This window comes from Streptomyces sp. NPDC020875 (assembly GCF_040641415.1).
Classification (GTDB): Bacteria; Actinomycetota; Actinomycetes; order Streptomycetales; family Streptomycetaceae; genus Streptomyces.
The window spans coordinates 1-15,932 of the sequence record NZ_JBFADP010000025.1; the positions used below are offsets into that span (position 1 = coordinate 1).

19 protein-coding genes and 1 pseudogene are annotated in these 15,932 nt (G+C 70.0%); 10 read left to right on the plus strand and 10 right to left on the minus strand.

What is annotated here, in order from left to right; translation table 11 throughout:
• Positions 1-552 precede the first annotated feature (552 nt).
• Positions 553-714 carry a hypothetical protein gene (locus AB0G74_RS16310; protein ID WP_361146154.1) on the minus strand — a complete coding sequence of 54 codons (162 nt, stop codon included), beginning with the start codon at positions 712-714 and terminating at the stop codon, positions 553-555.
• A gap of 499 nt (positions 715-1,213) precedes the next feature.
• Between AB0G74_RS16310 and AB0G74_RS16315 the strand changes: the two genes are divergently transcribed.
• From AB0G74_RS16315 to AB0G74_RS16325, 3 genes are read left to right on the plus strand one after another with little or no spacing between them, the layout of a single operon-like run.
• Positions 1,214-1,933 (plus strand): hypothetical protein, encoded by a 720-nt coding sequence (locus tag AB0G74_RS16315; protein ID WP_361146157.1) that lies wholly within the window; start codon positions 1,214-1,216, stop codon positions 1,931-1,933.
• Positions 1,930-2,376 carry a helix-turn-helix domain-containing protein gene (locus AB0G74_RS16320; RefSeq protein WP_361146160.1) on the plus strand — a complete coding sequence of 149 codons (447 nt, stop codon included), beginning with the start codon at positions 1,930-1,932 and terminating at the stop codon, positions 2,374-2,376. Before AB0G74_RS16315 ends, AB0G74_RS16320 begins: the two co-directional genes overlap by 4 nt.
• Positions 2,377-2,386: 10 nt before the next feature.
• Positions 2,387-2,524 carry a hypothetical protein gene (locus AB0G74_RS16325; protein ID WP_361146163.1) on the plus strand — a complete coding sequence of 46 codons (138 nt, stop codon included), beginning with the start codon at positions 2,387-2,389 and terminating at the stop codon, positions 2,522-2,524.
• A 185-nt stretch (positions 2,525-2,709) separates the two neighbouring features.
• Here the strand turns inward: AB0G74_RS16325 and AB0G74_RS16330 are convergent, their stop codons facing one another.
• The 3 genes from AB0G74_RS16330 to AB0G74_RS16340 all read right to left on the minus strand — a co-directional run bounded on the left by AB0G74_RS16330 (position 2,710) and on the right by AB0G74_RS16340 (position 4,488).
• On the minus strand, positions 2,710-3,438 hold the full coding sequence (locus AB0G74_RS16330) for a hypothetical protein (protein ID WP_361146166.1): 729 nt from the start codon (positions 3,436-3,438) through the stop codon (positions 2,710-2,712).
• A 137-nt stretch (positions 3,439-3,575) separates the two neighbouring features.
• Entirely contained in the window at positions 3,576-3,740 is a 165-nt protein-coding gene (locus AB0G74_RS16335) for a hypothetical protein (protein WP_361146169.1), read from the minus strand.
• 544 nt (positions 3,741-4,284) lie between these two features.
• Entirely contained in the window at positions 4,285-4,488 is a 204-nt protein-coding gene (locus tag AB0G74_RS16340; RefSeq protein WP_361146172.1) for a hypothetical protein, read from the minus strand.
• 683 nt (positions 4,489-5,171) lie between these two features.
• Here AB0G74_RS16340 and AB0G74_RS16345 point away from each other — a divergent pair.
• A pseudogene (locus AB0G74_RS16345) lies at positions 5,172-5,261 on the plus strand (IS5/IS1182 family transposase); the annotation flags it as partial.
• Between the two features lie 324 nt (positions 5,262-5,585).
• The gene (locus tag AB0G74_RS16350) at positions 5,586-6,296 is read left to right on the plus strand and encodes a tectonin domain-containing protein (protein WP_361146174.1); all 711 of its coding nucleotides are present in this window, start codon (positions 5,586-5,588) and stop codon (positions 6,294-6,296) included.
• 138 nt (positions 6,297-6,434) lie between these two features.
• Here AB0G74_RS16350 and AB0G74_RS16355 read toward each other — a convergent pair whose 3' ends face one another.
• On the minus strand, positions 6,435-7,910 hold the full coding sequence (locus AB0G74_RS16355; RefSeq protein ID WP_361146177.1) for an NF041680 family putative transposase: 1,476 nt from the start codon (positions 7,908-7,910) through the stop codon (positions 6,435-6,437).
• Positions 7,911-8,158: 248 nt separating this feature from the next.
• On the opposite strand from AB0G74_RS16355, the gene AB0G74_RS16360 reads away from it, so the two are divergent.
• Positions 8,159-8,404 (plus strand): hypothetical protein, encoded by a 246-nt coding sequence (locus tag AB0G74_RS16360; RefSeq protein ID WP_361146179.1) that lies wholly within the window; start codon positions 8,159-8,161, stop codon positions 8,402-8,404.
• Between the two features lie 58 nt (positions 8,405-8,462).
• On the opposite strand, the gene AB0G74_RS16365 is transcribed toward AB0G74_RS16360, so the two are convergent.
• From AB0G74_RS16365 to AB0G74_RS16375, 3 genes are all read right to left on the minus strand, one after another.
• On the minus strand, positions 8,463-8,906 hold the full coding sequence (locus tag AB0G74_RS16365; RefSeq protein WP_361146182.1) for a DUF2267 domain-containing protein: 444 nt from the start codon (positions 8,904-8,906) through the stop codon (positions 8,463-8,465).
• Positions 8,907-8,955: 49 nt separating this feature from the next.
• Positions 8,956-9,351: a DUF2267 domain-containing protein gene (locus tag AB0G74_RS16370; RefSeq protein ID WP_361146459.1), complete on the minus strand. Its 396-nt coding sequence runs from the start codon at positions 9,349-9,351 to the stop codon at positions 8,956-8,958.
• Positions 9,352-9,454: 103 nt separating this feature from the next.
• Positions 9,455-9,886, minus strand: a complete 432-nt coding sequence (locus AB0G74_RS16375) for an Hsp20/alpha crystallin family protein (protein WP_361146184.1) — start codon at positions 9,884-9,886, stop codon at positions 9,455-9,457.
• A 128-nt stretch (positions 9,887-10,014) separates the two neighbouring features.
• On the opposite strand from AB0G74_RS16375, the gene AB0G74_RS16380 reads away from it, so the two are divergent.
• The 3 genes from AB0G74_RS16380 (at position 10,015) to AB0G74_RS16390 (ending at position 13,398) form a co-directional block, all read left to right on the plus strand.
• The gene (locus AB0G74_RS16380) at positions 10,015-10,644 is read left to right on the plus strand and encodes a type III effector protein (RefSeq protein ID WP_361146187.1); all 630 of its coding nucleotides are present in this window, start codon (positions 10,015-10,017) and stop codon (positions 10,642-10,644) included.
• Between the two features lie 304 nt (positions 10,645-10,948).
• Positions 10,949-11,341: a hypothetical protein gene (locus AB0G74_RS16385; RefSeq protein ID WP_361146189.1), complete on the plus strand. Its 393-nt coding sequence runs from the start codon at positions 10,949-10,951 to the stop codon at positions 11,339-11,341.
• A gap of 1,595 nt (positions 11,342-12,936) precedes the next feature.
• On the plus strand, positions 12,937-13,398 hold the full coding sequence (locus tag AB0G74_RS16390; protein ID WP_361146192.1) for a hypothetical protein: 462 nt from the start codon (positions 12,937-12,939) through the stop codon (positions 13,396-13,398).
• A 240-nt stretch (positions 13,399-13,638) separates the two neighbouring features.
• Here AB0G74_RS16390 and AB0G74_RS16395 read toward each other — a convergent pair whose 3' ends face one another.
• Positions 13,639-14,133 carry an STAS domain-containing protein gene (locus tag AB0G74_RS16395; RefSeq protein WP_361146194.1) on the minus strand — a complete coding sequence of 165 codons (495 nt, stop codon included), beginning with the start codon at positions 14,131-14,133 and terminating at the stop codon, positions 13,639-13,641.
• Positions 14,130-14,933, minus strand: coding sequence for a SigB/SigF/SigG family RNA polymerase sigma factor (locus AB0G74_RS16400; protein ID WP_361146197.1), 804 nt, complete (start codon positions 14,931-14,933; stop codon positions 14,130-14,132). Before AB0G74_RS16400 ends, AB0G74_RS16395 begins: the two co-directional genes overlap by 4 nt.
• A gap of 508 nt (positions 14,934-15,441) precedes the next feature.
• Here AB0G74_RS16400 and AB0G74_RS16405 point away from each other — a divergent pair.
• Positions 15,442-15,831 carry a DUF2267 domain-containing protein gene (locus AB0G74_RS16405; protein ID WP_361146200.1) on the plus strand — a complete coding sequence of 130 codons (390 nt, stop codon included), beginning with the start codon at positions 15,442-15,444 and terminating at the stop codon, positions 15,829-15,831.
• Positions 15,832-15,932 lie beyond the last annotated feature (101 nt).

Below are 15,932 nucleotides of genomic sequence, written 5' to 3' on the forward strand. Positions count from 1 at the left end.
CGCAGACACGACGCGGAGCCGCTACGCGGCTCTTTCCCGTATCGCTCCGCGATACGGGCTTCTGGTCCACTCCGTGGCCCAGTTCTTTCACGCGGGCTTCGCCGCGTGAAAGGGTTTCCGGATCGCTCCGCGACCGGAATGCGGGGCCCGCTCCGCGGTCCCCTGAAGGCGCTGGCGACGGGTGGGGGTGGGCGGCATCGGTGCGTCAAAGCTGGGAGAACGCTGGCTTGGTCCCGCAACACGGACCCCCACCCCGGGGGCTGATGTGGAGTCAGACGGCTGGGCTTACGGGATTTGACAGGGCGGGTGAAACCGGACCCGAGCGAGAACAGATGCGGCCTGAACCCTCCATCCCGCATCGCTGATGCTACCAGTACCGAACACTTCCTGTCACTCTCTCCAAGTCCTGTGCGTCATCCTTGAGCATCCGCTACCTTGGTCCCACAACACAGACACCCATCTCTGACTCGGCCGCCAAAAGAACCTGCGTCATTCCGCCACAGGTAATCGCCGGAATGACACTCCCGTGAGTGACCGAATGGCACCGGTGAATCAATGATGAATTGCTTCTTCACTACCACCGCCGCCGATTAATTCGGTCCGAATAATTCTGCTGGAAACACACGCCGTACGGTACTCGGAAAGGGCCATCGGATGTCGAATGACGGGCTTCGCCCGCATCAGATCGAGGCGATCGACGCGGTACTCCGCCATCTCCAGCTCCCGGCCGGCTCCCCCGTGCCGCCGGAGGGGTTGCGGTGCCAGGTGATCGCCGCGACCGCGGTCCGGTGGTCCGGTGGTTGCACACGACCGGGACAGCGCGGTCTGGGAGATCGGTGCGCGCGCCACGACGGGTTCCTGCGGGCAGTTGGGGCAGACCTCAGCCACTGATATATACGAAGACCAAGAAACCGCAGGTCAGAGCGTTGCGCGTTGCGAGATGTGTACCGGCTGGGGGACATATCTCGGTAGATGTGTACCGGCTGAGGGGGCAGATCACACTCTGAATGTCAACTGGAGGCGACACGGATTGGCGTCACGTGTCAAGTAGAGGTGACATCGGCGGTGGATGTGTCTGGAGTGGGGACCGTCCGGCGGGGTGAGGGGAGTTGTGTCCCCCCAGGGGGGACACAACTCCCCCGGCATGTCGTGTCGAAGTGACATCAGTGTCAAGCGCAGGTGACATACTGCTGAGGGTTGGTAGATCAACAGCTTGGAGAGCAGCCTCGTGTCGACAGAGCCGCAGCGTCGCCGTACGAGCGCCCGGGGGGCGCCCCAGCCGAAGCTGCCGCTGCCCAATCCGACCGATGCCTGGGACCAGCCGCTACGGCCAGTCAAGGACCTGGACGATGTAGCCCGCGCCTATCCGGGCCGCAAGCTCACGCTCGACGGCGAGCGCAAGCCTCTGGAGTTCTATGGACCGGCGGACGAACCGAACGCCTTCTCCATGGACAGCCTGGAGTTCTTCCTCGTCATCGCGCAGTTCTTTCGCGAGGCGCTCCCGCTGCGGCTGATCCTGCTGATGATCGCCTGTCAGAAGGCCGGCGGGCGGATCCCCCTGACCCAGGAGGAGATGGCCCACGTCCTGGACGTCGCGCGCACGAAGGTGAACGAGGCGCTGCAGGAAGTCATGGGTCATGGGATTGTGTTCCGGGTGAAGCGCGGCGTCTACCAGTTCAACCCGCCGTACTCGTACCGGGTGGCCGAGTTCATCCCCGGAACAGAGACCGTGGAGGCGCGGTACATCCGGGTCGACCAGCACGAGACCATTAGCAAGATCCGGTCCGACGAGAGCCTGCCCGACCTGGTCCGCTTCCCCTCGCTGGAGCGGATGCGCCAGGAGATCGAGCGGATGCGCGAGGAACGGGCGAAAATGCGTGCTGAGCGCCGCTTGGAGCGGGCGCATCAGAAGGAGAAGGGGGCCGAGCAGTGAGTGGTCTGCATTTCGCCGCAGTGAACGCGGAAGGGGTCGTCGCCGATCTGGACCTGTTGCCCGCGGCCTACCGAGTGCTGCTGAAGATGCGCGCCCACAGCGAGCCGGGCGGGCGTATCGAGGTCGACCAGAACACCCTCGCCCAGATGCTCAGCCTCAGCAGGGCCGCCGTGAACGCGGCGCTCCGCGACCTCGACCTGGCGCAGCTGGTGAAGAAGAAGCGGGCTGGCGTCTACCAGCTCAACCCCATGCTTGCCGCCTACCTTTCCCCCGAGGACGCCGTCGCCGCCGTCAAAGCGATGCCGAAGAACGAGCGCCTGAACTCGCCCGGCTTCGTGGAGCACTACCGCACCGCCGTCACCGTGTACAGGGACCAGCTCGCCGAGAAGCGGCGACGCCGCGAGGACGCCAAACGCCGCCAGAACCTGAAAGCTGTTTCCTGACCCGACGGCTTTGCCCGACATGAAGGCGCTGCGCCCCGGGTGCAGCGCCTTTCTGATGGTTCACGGGCAGCAGCCGGGCAGCAGGACCAGGAGCAGCGACCTGCTGCACGAGCAGCGCCCTTGTTCCGCCCGGGCCGAGGAGTCGTAGTGTCAACGCTCTCCGGCACCACGCAGCACCCCGGCTACCAGAGCAGCGCTGCTTGCCCGGCACCACCACGAAGAGCAGCACCAGGAGCAGCGACCGATGCACCAGGCCGTGCTGCTGCTCCTGGTCGAAGGCGGGGTCGTCCAGCGCTTAGCGGGCTGGATCGGCGGGGTCGGTGGCGTGGCCGGCTACCTGCTCCGGGTGGCCCGGCGGTCAGCCTTCCTGAAGTGGGCTTGGTGGTGTGGGGTGTCGATTTCGAGGTCGGCGCTGGTTAGGGCGACCGCGACGGCGAAGTGCCGGACGGCCAGGAGGCAGTGCTCCGCCGCCATGCTCGGATCGCTCTGTCCCCGCGCGCCGTCCAGCGTCAGCAGTCCGACCGTCACCGCGCAGTCGGCGGCCTCGTCGAGGATCTCGTCCGCGGTGAACCCGCCGTCGGCGACGGCTTCCCCCACCCGGGCGATGGCCTGTTGCGGGTCGTCCGTCCACCGCTCGCAGACCAGGGTCCCGACCTCGAACAGTGCCCGGCCCTCGGACGGCACTTTGTGTGCCGGGACCGCGCCGACGGACCGAGGCACCGGAGCGCCCCCTTTCACCGCCCGCTGCGCCCCGTACTCGGCGCACCTGGCGGCGAACGTACGGCGGGGCGCGGCCCGAGCGGTCCGGATGCCCTCCGGCCAGCGGGCCGCGTCCTCCTCCACCGCCCGGTCCAGCAGAAGGTGCGCGGACAGGCTGAGCTGGAAGCACTGGAGCAGGGAGACGGACACGGCGTCCTGTCCGGGGTCCACCTCGGCGATCGGGCCGTACACGTCGCCGGCGGACGACGCGCAGGCTCCGATCATCGTGGTGAGGGCGGCGATGAACCGCGCGTGGCGTCGGCGGCGGGCTGGTAAGGCGAGCAGCTCTGGAGTGATGGTCACCCCGGCACTATGCCCGGCCCCTCGGCCCGCCGGGTCTCTTTCGGCCCACCTTGTGGCTGTACGGAGCCCGGCGTGGTGAGCCCGGCCCAGGGGGGCCGTTCACGGGCTGGCGGGCCGGGCTGGGGTGGAGTCCGGGGTCACATACCGAAGGAGGTCTCGACCTCGCTGATGATGCCCCGGGCGAGCTCGGTGACGTCGTCTTCGAACTCCTCGAACTCGGCGGCGTCGAGGAGCCCCGCCTGGTCGAGGAAGTAGCGGATCTTGTCCACGATGACGTTCAGGGGGTACTCGGACTCGTCCACGAATCTGCTCTCCGTGCGGTCAGGCGGGAAGGCCGGGCGGGACCTAGCCGCCGATGATCTAGCCGCGGGCCCCGATGGTGTGGCTGGCGCAGACGGCGTACCGGCCGCCGTCGTTGGCCCGGAAGGCGTGCGTCGCCTTCTCCCGGCACGGTGCGCCGAGGCGGCCCAAGTGGACTGCGGGCGCGGGCGTAGACCGCGGCCGGCCGCGGTCTCGGTACTCACCCGGATGATTCTCCACCGGGCACCACCGGTGGCGCAGCCAATCCGCGGACCGCCAGCGCCGGGACGGTCCGTAACGGCGCAGGGGCGTCCTTCCCGAGGTGTCACGCTGTCACGCTCCCCCGGGGAGAGCCCCTCTGGCCCGGCCTCAGAGCACCAGAACACGGAGACAGCGGGGCAGGCCGAACGGGCCGTGACACTTTTCGCACCCGCGCCCGGGCGGCGTGACAGTTACTGTGAGTCAGCATGGCGCCGGAGAGGCTGACCTCTGACAGATGATCTTGACCGTTTGCCGGGTGAGTTTGACCGGCGGGAAGACGACAGGTCAGGAGTGCACCCCCCGCCCGTACTCCTCGCGGCTCACCTGGAAGTCCTGCGGCCGGGCGCGGCGGAGCTCCTCGTATCGGACCCCGAAGATGTCGATCGCTTCATGGAGCGTGCAGCCGGACGCGTCCTTGATCGCCTTGAGCGCCAGGACGATCCGGTGGTCCAGGATGTAGCGGTCCACACTCTCGGGCAGGTCTTCCATGGGCTGACCGTACCGACAGGCGGCTCGACCGCGCCGGTCAATATCGCCTGACAACCGGTCAAGATCATCTGTCAGAGGTCAGAGGCACCCGGCTCTCGGTTCCTCCCAGCTCCACACGGAACGCGTTGACCAGGCGAAACAGGGGGTCTACCTCCTAGCCCACCCTGAGAGAAAACGGACAAAATATCCCACCTGGGAGGTCGCGGGCACCCTCACCTCCCAGGTCACCTCCCAGCTCCGCGGCGGTCTGGGAGGGCACGAAACGTTACCTCCCAGAAGGAGGGCGTCGAGCGGTTCGCCGACCGGGGGCCCCGCCCAGATGATGACCGTGCCGTCGGCGAGGAGCTCCTCCTACCGGAATGGCGCCCGATCGCGGAGTGCTCCGTCCAGACCGCTAACGGCGCGCCGCCGTTTACGGCGTACCGCCGTCCGTGCTGCGGGCGCGGTCGGTGAGGGCGGTGGTGAACCAGTGGGCGAGGTCGGTGACCGCGTCCGGGTCGGCCCCATCAGGAGCCCGGCGAACGGCGCCTCCTCGTCACGGACCGGCGTACCGGCGGCGGCGAGCGCGGCCAGGAGCTCGGCGCGGGCCGTGACGCTGTCGGAGAGACGGCCGAGCCGGGCTTCGAGAGTGCCCGGGTCGGAGTAGCAGCTGGTCCGGGTGGCGAGCGCCTGGGCGAACCAGCCACGCAAGAGACTACGAGCGCCTCGTCCAGCACTCCGAAAGCCTCATCACCTGGGCAGCGATCACCCTGATGACCAGGCGCCTTGCCAGGATGAAACACCCACATATCCGGCAGGCGGAGAAGCCCTCCGAGTCTGCTCAGCGGGTCTGACGCAGGTGCGGCAGGCTGCCCAGCAGTGCAGTCTCAGCAATGCACGAGCCGGTTCTCGTGTCCATCCCCGATGGGAGTGACAGAGCTTCCGGTCGAAGCCTCGGCAACCGGGACGCCTCCACCGCTGGCCAGCAAGGCGGCAGGAACTGAAACCGGCTCTTTCCGGCTGGTTCGGCACCAGGGCAAGCAGTCGCGGCCCTCTTCGACCCTTCCAGTTCACTCAGGATGGGCGCCAAGTACCGGTCAAGGAAAGGTGATTGCATCATGGCGGACTGGGTGAAGGTTTCGGGAAGTCTCTCGGCCATCTCGGCGGGGTCCAGGACGACGGTGTGGGGTGTGAACGCGGCGAGCGCGATCTACCACTACACGAACTACGACGGAAGCCCCTGGATCAACATCCCGGGAGGCCTGAGCGACATCGGAGCCGCGGCCGACGGCACCGTGTGGGGCGTCAACAGCGGCAACCAGATCTACCGGTACACCGGAGACCAGTCCACGACGAACTGGCTGGGCATCAACGGCAGCCTGGTCCGCATCGACGCCGGATCCCGGACCAACGTGTGGGGCGTCGATTCCGCTGGCAGCATCTACCGGTACACCAACCACGACGCCAACCCGTGGCTCAAGATCCCCGGCTCGCTCAGCGACATCGGCGCGGCGGCGGACGGCACCGTCTGGGGGGTCAACAGCAGCAACCGGATCTACCGGTACACCGGGGACCAGGACCCCTCCGACCCGTGGGCCGACGTCAACGGAAGCCTGAAGCGGATCGCGGTCGGCTCGCGTACGAACGTGTGGGGCGTCGACCCGGGCGGCAGCATCTACCGGTACACCAACAACGACGCCAGCGGAGCCAACCCCTGGGTCAAGATTCCCGGCGCCGCCACCGACATCGCCGCCGGCGCCGACGGCACCGCCTGGCACATCAACACCGCCGGCGAAATCTTCCGCTACACCGGCGACCAGCCCAGCTGATCCCCACCAAGCACTCCCTGCGGCCCCCTGACCGAACAGGTCAGGGGGCCGCACACGTCGCAACCACCCACCAGAACGCTGTCAGCAAGGACCCCGACAACGGACACTGGGCTTGAAAACAGGTTCTCAACTTGTCATTTATCCAGTTCGCCGGGGTTTCGTCCCCACCTTGTGGTGGGCGGGTCGGCTGTATGCCTCGCCGGTGGCGAGGACTCTGCCCACGTCGTGCCGGGTGGCGGGCCGGCGGTTCTTCGAGCCGGGCGGCCTTCCCGGGCCGGGCCGGGAAGGTTTCGGTGCACCGGCTGGAGAGCCGGTCTTCGCGTGCAGGTTCCTGAACCCTCTGCGGACGCGGGCGGGTGTCAGTTTGTTCGGCTCGGTCGGCTTCTCCCAGGGCCTGCGGAGGTCGGTGGCCAGCGGGCGCGCGAGCCGGAGCTGGGTGTAGGCGGCGATCATCAGCCAGGTCCACCGGTCGGCCGCTTCCGAGCTGCGGAGCCGGGGCTTGGTCCAGCCGAGCGTCTGCTTGAACAGGCGGAAGGTGTGCTCGATGTCGAAGCGGCGGAGGAAGGAATGCCAGCAGCGGTCGACGTCCGCCTCGGTGGCGCCGGTGCGCGACCACCACAGCCAGACCGGCTTGTTGACCCCGCCGCTGGGCAGCTTCTCCACGACCAGCCGGACGACGGTGCCCTCGATGACGGGCAGCGGGCCGTCGTGGTCGAGCCACGCGGCCCGGCGGGTCAGTCGCGGGTGCAGTCGGTCCCACGCCTGCGCGGTCGCCTTCCCGTAGAGCCGGGTGTCCGTGGCCGTCAGGGCCTGCTCGGTGCCCCAGGTTGCGGGGTCGCCGAAGACGAACTCTCCGCCGTGCTTGGGCGGCCGGCCGCCTTTGGGGTTGGCCAGGTGGAACTCTTCGCGGGAGGGCGTCGGACGCCGCATCACGCGATCGGACCGGAGCCGGCCGAGGATCTCGACGGGCAAGCCGTCCAGCAGGTGGGCGATGCGCGGAGCGTCGTATCCCGCGTCCAGCACGACCAGGACCTCCGGATCACCCGGCCTCCACTGACCGGCGGCGACCAGCCGCTCGACGACTTCGCGGATCTGTGCCGCGGTCACCGCGGCGACGTCGGCGCCGGGCTGAAGGCGGACCGCGTCCAGCACCGCAGTCCAGGACGTGCGGCCACTCTCCAGCGCAGCCACGACCGAGTACGGCCAGCCGGGCACCATCTGATGCTTGCCCTCACCCCGTCCGAAGGTGTGGCAAAAGGCCCGGTCAGCACACGTGTTGGCGTCCGGCCGCGGCCACGGCGAGACATCCACCGCCAGCACGAGCCGACCGTCCGCCGCCCTCGGCAACGGCACCCCGGCCAGGGCACGACGCAGCCGGGCGACATCGATCCGCCCCTGGTTGAGCCCTCCGTACAGAGCTCCATGACCACGACGGTGTTCCGGCGCAAGCGCGAGATCGACCAACGTCCGTACCGGCCCGTCCGTGCACAGCAGCGCGTCGCACAACTCGAACAACGCGTCGCCCCGCGCGGTCAGACACGAGTACAGCTCCGACCGGAAGTGTGACACTTCCGCGAACGCGTCCCGCAGGACGCCCTGATGCACCAAACTCACGACCACGGCCTTCGTGCTGATCCACTCTGTGACGGAGCACAGGATCAGACGAAGGCCGCCTACGTGTCCGCTGAACTGCGAAAACGCGGATCAAGTTCGAGCCGCGTTCGACGCCGGACCATAAATGACAAGCTCAAGCGGACCTCCGCGGCAACCACGGACGACGTGCTGGAGATCGGCCTGTACGAGTTCGGCGTCGTCATCGAGCCGCCGACAGGTGACCGAGTCCGGGCAGGAGCGTTGAACCGGTGACGACCACCGGCCCCCACAGGGCCGCATCCCCCGCTGCCGGACCGGGCGGCCGTGGTTGGGCCCCGTCCGGTCCGGCAGCAGCACCCTGCGAGGCAGCGCGGCTGATCGAGCACATCGTGGCGGCCGTCCGCGCCGGCGACGACCCGGCGATCCGCACCCTGCTCTACCGGCTGGCCGACGTCGGCGACACCGAAGCCCTCTTGCTGCTGCACCGCCGGCTCGACGAAGACCTGCGCCGTTGACCGGCCAGGAGCAGACCGCGCTCCGGGCACCGCCGGGCCGGCAGGACACCGCCCGGGGCTATGCGGCGGGGTTGAGTTCGGCTTGGCCGAACAGCAGGGCCCAGCCGGTGGGCAGCTGGTTCAGGATGCGGGTGATGAGGTCGGATCCGGCGTGGGCGGCGACGACAGCCAAGACGGAACCGGTGTCCCAGCGGGTGGTGGCCAGGGAGGCGCCGGAACGGGCGGCGAGGTCCTTGACGAAATCCCACCCGCTCAGCGGCTGGGTGTCGGGGATCTGCGCGGTCAGGGCACGTGCGGCCTCCAGGGGCAGCCGGGCGGCCAGGTCGACGCGTTCGTCCCCGGTCAGCTGACGCCCAAGCCCCGAAAGGACCAGGCGGACGGCTTCCTCGGCCCGCTCACGGGTGGGGTAGGCGCCTTCGTAGCGGACCCTTTCCAGCATCTGCTGGTACGCCGTGGAGTACGACTGCTGCTGCTCAAGCGGTACGCGCACGTCGGTGAACACTTTCGGTGCATGCCTTTCGTGGAAACGGTGTCGTGGCACCGGGGTCGGGTCAGGTGGGTTGGGGGCGGCCGAAGAGAAGGTCGTAGCCGACCGGGAGCTGGAGCAGGATCTGCCCCAGCAGGTCGTCGCCGGCGGTGTCGGCGACGGTGGACAGCACGGCGCTGACGTCCCACGTCGCAGTCCGTTCGGTGGCGCCCTCGATCCAGGCCGCGGTCGCCCGCAGGAACCGCTCCGGGGTCAGCGGCTCGGCGCTCTGGAGCGGGTTGAGGAGGATCAGGGCGAACTCGTCCGGCAGGCGGGCCGCGAGCTGGACGCGGACTTCGCCGACCAGGTGCGCGCCGAGCAGGGCGAGCACCACGCGGGCCGCGCGCTCGGCTTCCTCCACGGTGCCGTACTCGCCGCGTTCCTTCACACGATCGAGGAACGCTTCGCGTCGCAGGGTCATCTCGACCGCCACCCCGTTCTCTTCTCGGAATGTCCGCAGGGGGGCGGAGGGCGGGTGAGGGGGAGATCAGGTGCCCGTCCTCCGCACCGTCTCCCGGCCGGTGTCAGCCGGAGATCTCCTGGTGGCCGGCGCCGGCGCCGATGGAGATCTTGCGGGGCTTGGCGCGCTCGGCGATCGGGATGCGCAGGGTGAGCACGCCTGCGTCGTAGTCGGCCCGGATGTGCTCGGTGTCCAGGGTGTCGGCGAGCACGATCTGGCGGGAGAAGACGCCCAGCGGCCGCTCGGACAGTTCCATCTGCACGTCGTCGGCCTTCGCCACCGGCCGGCGCTCGGCCTTGACGGTCAGCATGTTCCGCTCGACGTCGATGTCGATCGCGTCCGCGGTGACACCGGGAAGGTCGAAGGCCACCACGTACTGGTCGCCCTCGCGGTAGGCGTCCATCGGCATCGCCGAGGGCTTCGACCAGGTACCCGGGCCCATCAGCTGCTGCGCGAGGCGGTCCAGCTCACGGAAGGGGTCAGTGCGCATCAACATCGTGAAACACCTCCAGCGGGTCGTAGGCAGTTGCTGCCAATGCGCTGCACTGACACCGTTGTAACATGTCATCCAATGGATGACAAACATGATGTCGTCAACACGATGACAACCCGAGGGAGGTGCCCGTGACCGCAGCCGAGGAGCCGCCCACGACCAGCACCGACACCCACAGTCCGGCTTCGTTCCTCGCCGCCGCAGCGGCCCTCAACGCCATAGACGACGCCCTGCGCGAAGCCCATCACCAGGCTGGTACCCCGCCCGGGACCGGGCCGGGCCCGGAACAGGCCCTGGCCTCCCTGTCGCTGCTGCGGCAGGTCCGCGAGCAGCTCGCCGGATGGGAGACCGGCCTGATCGAAACCGCCCGCGACGCGGGCGCCAGCTGGGCCGACCTCGCCCACCCCCTCGGCGTCGCCAGCCGCCAGGCCGCCGAACGCCGCTACCTACGAGGCCGCCCCGGACCCGCCGGAACCACCGGCGAACAGCGCGTGACAGCCACCCGCCAGGCCCGCGCCGCCCACCGCACCACCGCCGCCTGGGCCCGCGACAACGCGGCAGACCTGCGCCGCCTCGCCGGCCAGATCACCGCACTCACCGACCTTCCCCCCGCCGCCCGCCACCCGCTCAGCGAGCTCCACACGGCACTCGCCCACGACGACCCCGCCGACCTCCTCGCCCCCCTGACCGCCACCCGCCCCCACCTGGCCACCGCTCACCCCGACCTCGCCGCCCGGCTCGACACCCTCACACCCCCCTGACCCCCGCCCCGGGCGCAGCAACAGCAGCCCGGCCGGCCTCCGCCGCAGGCGGGCACAGCAGACAGGTGCCGGCACCGGTCCGCGCGAGCCCTGCGACCAAGACCCGACCGGCAGGGGGACCTTCGTGTGCCTCAGGGGAACTGACGCGGCCCCGACGCCGGGCGGGAATCGGGGCCGCCGACCGCACAGGCCGTGAAGGCTCATGACCAGTGCACGCGTCACCCGTCTCAACGCCCGCCCTGCCCGCAAGGACACGGCCACCACCGACGCACAGCGCATCCCGAGTCCTGAGAGGATGCTCCTCATGGAGCCGCTGCCCATGCCCTGCCCCGCCGACCGGGTCCCGGACGCCACCGGCCTGGACGCCTTCGAAACCGCATACCGGGCGGCCAAGCAGCAGCGGGTGCTGTTCGTCGCCGTGGAGAGCCAGGGTCCGCGATGGACGGTGAAGGCCGACGCGCTCACCGCTCCCCAGCACACCATCGACAGCGCGGTGTACGAGGCCGTGCGCGAGGCGGTCATCCACCTGATCCGCACCCGCCAGGTTCGCCCCGACTCCTCCGCCGGCCCGGTCTACTTCGTGCTCCACGACGTAGAGACCGAAGACCGCGCCCGCGAACTGGCCGCCGCCCTGCACGCCGCCCTGTACGGAGACCCCGAACCCCTCACCCGCGCTGCGCCCGAGACATCACCCTGACTGACCCCACACAAGCCACCAGCACTTCACGTGGCAGAGCAACTGACGTTCTCATGGCAGACGACACCTTCCCCACCGACCTTCTGGAAAGCCAGGTCGCCTGGCACATCACGTACGGGCACCTCGCACACACGGCCTCCAGCGGCACCGGCGCCGCCGCGTACCGCCCGGATCGCCGCCCACCCCTTCTGGGAAACCCCGCCGCCCGGGTAGCGCTGAAGGAAACCGCCCGCACACTCGCAGCGTCGGGCCGACCGCCGGGGTGACCGCCGGGCGGCGGACCGCTCCGGACGGGCCGAGCTGAACGCCACCGGTGGGGTCTGCGTCATGGACCCGCAGGCCGGGCCCCGGGCAGGGGCGCCGTGGGCCCACGCCGCACCACCTGCGGATGGCAGCATGCGCACACCCACCAACGGCCCACCGGTCACCCTCCGGCCGAATCCGTAGCCACGCGGCGGCCGCGGGCGGCCGGGCGGCACGGCAAGCTCGAGACGAGACGCGCCTCCCCGCGAGTCCGACGCCCCGCAAAGGCCGGTTTCGAAAACCGCACCTCATATGAGGGCCAATTTTTGAAACCGGGACACGGCTGAACGCCCGGCCAGCGGGTGTACGGCAGGAGAACGCCCCCGCGTTCGCCGGGCGGAGATCCACGCTTACAGCCCTGGAGGGATCTGGATGGGAGCATCCCCGCCGACGCGGGGCGGAGCCATGACGTCTCCGAAGCTGACGACCCACACGAGGAGCATCCCCGCCGACGCGGGGCGGAGGCTTGGTGACCTGGGGTGTTGCTGATGATCATGGTTGTTTTTGTTCAGATGCTGCGGGCAGCACCCTACCGGCGGGGACCAGGGTGATCACCTACGGGACGGGGCGGGGCTGTGGCCGGACGACGGGTTCCGGTGGGTCGTTCGAGGGGGCGCTCCGGGCGGTGCGGAGGGTCGTTGGTTGCGTGGGCGGGGGCGTGGGGTGGCGCACCGGCGTCGCGGTTCTCAATGCGGGGCAGTGAGCAGGTGGGCCGTGGCGGGCATCCCGAGCCCCCAGGTGGTTGTTCCGCGGTCGCGTCGTCGGCGTTCCTTGGGTGTGGGGCGCTGAGAAATCCGTGGGTGTTTCCACGGCTGGGCGCGGCGTCGGCCCGCTCCGCGCGTCGGGTCCGGCGCGGGTCTGCCGGTGCTCCTCCCCGGCGGGTCCCGGCACGGTGGGCGGAGACGAGGTGGCGGGTACGGGCGTGGCGACGTCCGTACCCGCCCTTCTCCAGGCCGGGATGGGCCAGGGCGCGAGGTGAACCATCGCAGAGCTGCTGGGAGGTGTGGGGCGGGGATGCGCCTGTCCTGGAGTATCCCGGCCGTTGTGGCCTTCGTCGGCGAGGCCGGATCGGCCGGGTTCCGGGAGGGCGATGTGGGCCCACGCCGCACCGCCCGTTCCCGGGACCACGCGCGCAGGCCACGGGGGGCGGCCTGCGCGCACCCCGCCCAACGACCAGCCAACGCACCGGTCACGCCCCGGCGGCCGACGGTCGGCTTCCGGGCCCGCGTTGCGGGCACTCTGTCCGCGTGGCTCCTTGAGCCCGGCTATCGGTCTGGTCAGGCTGGGTCTTCGTGAGTACGACAGGAATCAGGGACCGGGCCGCCGTCCGGCGGGACCGGGCAGTGGCGGTGCGGGAGTCGATCGACCGGGCGGTCCGGTGCCCTCTGTGTCCGGAGACCACCGCCGCGGCGGGGCTGGAGATCCTCACCCGAGCGCTCGGGCCCGGGGACGGACACCTGTGGTGGAAGTCCACCGGCACGATCCGGGAGCGCGCCCGGCAGCTGACCGGAGACCCCGCCTGGCGCGAGCGGGCGCTGGACTGGATCGATGCCTACTGGGAAATGCACGGGCACGGGCCGAGCTGGCGCCACTTCTGGAACGCCGCGGGGTTGTGGCCGCCGGACACCACCGGATCTTTGCTCAACACCGTCATGCGCCAGCTCACCGACGACCGGCACCTCGACGGCACCAAAACACCCTTCGCCCTCCGCCGCCCCCACCCCGGCACGACCGGCCCGGAGCCCAAGAGGTAACCGCTCCCGGCGGCTCGCCCGCCGTGCCCGATTGCCGGGGCCAGCGCCAGCGGCTGCGGGGCGGCCCCGGGCAGGGGACGGGGCCGCCCCGCGCCCGGGAGTCCGGCGGTGCTTGTCTGACCTTGTCTGCCACGCCGGTTTCCCGGAGCACTCCGGGAACAGAACGGGACGGCCCCGCAACCCCCAACATCCCACCCACGGAGCGGGACCCGGAGTGCGCCACGCCGGTTCGCCAGGTCGTCAGCGAATGATGCGTGTCCACCAAGCCCGGCCCGCCCGCGCCCGTCGTCGTCTCGGCCTCGGCCTGGGTGGCGCCTGTCCTGTTCCGACTCCGCGAACAGGGGCCGGTACAGGTCCGGAGGCCGGCCGGACCGGTGGTGTCGCGAGGCGGCGAAGGGGCGTTCGGAGAGGGGTACGGGTGTGTGCGAGGAGCCGGCGGACGAGGGGGCGGGGGATGCCGCACAGGACCAGCTCCGTCCCGGCCCGGGCCGCCAGCTCGGCCGCGTGCTCGAGGTGGCGCAGTCCGGCGCTGTCCATGAAGTCGAGGCCGGTGAGGTCGATGCGCAGGGAGCGGGGTTGGAGGGTCAGGTTCATGGTGACGGCGGTGATGAGGTCGGGGCCGGTGGTGAGGTCGAGTTCTCCGCCGAGGTAGATGCGGGCTGTTTCGGTGCCGGGTCCCGGGCCGCTGGTGAAGAGGGTGCGGTGGGTGAGGCGGGCGGGCGGGAGGGGGGTCATGCGTCGGCCGTGGCGCGGCGGCGGAGGTTTGCGCAGGTGGTGGCCAGGATGCGGGAGACGTGGACCTGGGTGATGCCGAACTCGGCGGCGATCTCCTTCTGGGTCATGTCGTGGAAGTAGCGGTGGTAGAGGATGCGGCGTTCGCGGTCGGGCAGGCGGGCGATCAGCGGGCGGACGGCCTCGCGGTCGATCACGGTGTCGAACCGCGGGTCCGGGGTGCCGACCGTCGAGGCGAGGGACGGAGGTGGCTCGCCTTCGGTGGTCTGGTCGGTGGGGGCGTCGAGGGAGAGCGCGCTGTGGCAGTGCAGGGCCTCCAGCCCTTTGCGGACCTCGCCCTCGGACAGCCCGGTACGCCGGGCCAGTTCCGCGACGGCCGGTTCGCGGCCCTGGTCCGAGAGTTCGCGGTAGGCGATCCGTACGTTGTTGCGTATTTCCTGGACGCTGCGGGGGACGTGGACGGACCAGGAGTAGTCACGGAAGTGGCGCCGGACCTCGCCGGTGATGGTGGGGACCGCGTAGGCCTCGAAGGCCTTTCCGCGGCCGGGTTCGTAGCGGTCCACCGCCTTCACCAGGGCCAGCGCGGCGACCTGCCGCAGATCATCGATCGACTCACCCTTACCGCGGTAGCGGGACGCGATCCGGTAGGCCATCGGCAGCCACGCCCGTGTCACCTCCTCCCGGATCCGCTCCCGCTCCGGCCCCCGGGGGAGGCGGGCCAGGCGGTGGAACGCGGCTTCGGTGTCCGGCGCGTCGTCATGGGTACGGATACGGGCACGGTGAGAAACGCGGGATGCACTCATGAGACCGCTCCTAAATTCCGGGGCGCGATTCAGGGCAAGGTAATTAAACGACGGACCCCGGCTGATGCGCGGGGCGCACTTCGTAGTCCGGTATTCCGAAGTTGGTAAAAGCGCGTCTGCCCCTGCTCCACCCTCGCAAACCTCACGGGATCCCGCACCCCGGCCACGCGCCGTCTCCTTCGCCGCCACCCGACCAGCAACAACCCGGACACCGGGCGGTTCGCCAGGGGTTCGCGGCCCGTCCGGTGTCCCCGTTGCACGGCTTCGAGCAGCGTGTCACGGTATTCACCTGAACCGGCACATCGCAGCGAAATGAGTAGCCGACCGCAGCAATACTCCAGCCATTCCGACGCACCCCGGAAATCCCGCTCCCGCCGTACCTGAGCGAGCGGCTGGGAGAGGCATTCCTATGGCGCCGGGCCTACCGGATCCGGCAACTGCTGCCGAGGTATTCAGGCTGTCCTTCGCAGGAGTGCCCAGAGCCCCGCCGAACAGAGGAGCCCCCCGGATGCCGGACAACGCCTTTCTGGACGCGGTGCGCGAACGGGGCGAGTACAACGGCCGGGAGGAGGCCGCCGTCGTCAGTCATGCGGTTCTCGCCGTCCTCGGGCAGCATCTCGGCCCCCATGACGCCTACCGCCTCGCCACCCAGCTGCCCGACCGCCCGGCCGGTACCCTGCGGGCCGCCAGCGGCAACGAACCCGAGAACCTGGACGCCGACACGTTCTGCGAACGGGTCGACCGTCACACCGGACGCCGCCCCCGTACCCCCCGATGGGACATCCACGCCGTCCTGTCCACCCTCGCCGACACACTCACCCCCACCGAACGCGACCTGCTGCGCACCCGGCTGCCCGACTCTCTCGGCGCCCTCCTCGACCCCCAACCACCGAGCTGAACCCCCGCCCTCACCGCCGATCCCCGCCCGTGGGCGGCAGCCCGCAGCCACCGGGCGTACAGGGACAGCGGCCCTGTCGGCACGCGCCCGCCGAAGCACCG

What these genes read in the sequence shown, in the direction of transcription:
- AB0G74_RS16310 (WP_361146154.1), bottom strand. Translation starts at nt 714, where the DNA reads ATGGCGGAGTACCGCGTCGATCGCCTCGATCTGATGCGGGCGAAGCCC.
- AB0G74_RS16340 (WP_361146172.1), bottom strand. Translation starts at nt 4,488, where the DNA reads ATGGAAGACCTGCCCGAGAGTGTGGACCGCTACATCCTGGACCACCGG.
- AB0G74_RS16350 (WP_361146174.1), top strand. Translation starts at nt 5,586, where the DNA reads ATGGCGGACTGGGTGAAGGTTTCGGGAAGTCTCTCGGCCATCTCGGCG.
- AB0G74_RS16370 (WP_361146459.1), bottom strand. Translation starts at nt 9,351, where the DNA reads ATGACCCTGCGACGCGAAGCGTTCCTCGATCGTGTGAAGGAACGCGGC.
- AB0G74_RS16375 (WP_361146184.1), bottom strand. Translation starts at nt 9,886, where the DNA reads ATGTTGATGCGCACTGACCCCTTCCGTGAGCTGGACCGCCTCGCGCAG.
- AB0G74_RS16385 (WP_361146189.1), top strand. Translation starts at nt 10,949, where the DNA reads ATGGAGCCGCTGCCCATGCCCTGCCCCGCCGACCGGGTCCCGGACGCC.
- AB0G74_RS16395 (WP_361146194.1), bottom strand. Translation starts at nt 14,133, where the DNA reads ATGACCCCCCTCCCGCCCGCCCGCCTCACCCACCGCACCCTCTTCACC.
- AB0G74_RS16400 (WP_361146197.1), bottom strand. Translation starts at nt 14,933, where the DNA reads ATGAGTGCATCCCGCGTTTCTCACCGTGCCCGTATCCGTACCCATGAC.
- AB0G74_RS16405 (WP_361146200.1), top strand. Translation starts at nt 15,442, where the DNA reads ATGCCGGACAACGCCTTTCTGGACGCGGTGCGCGAACGGGGCGAGTAC.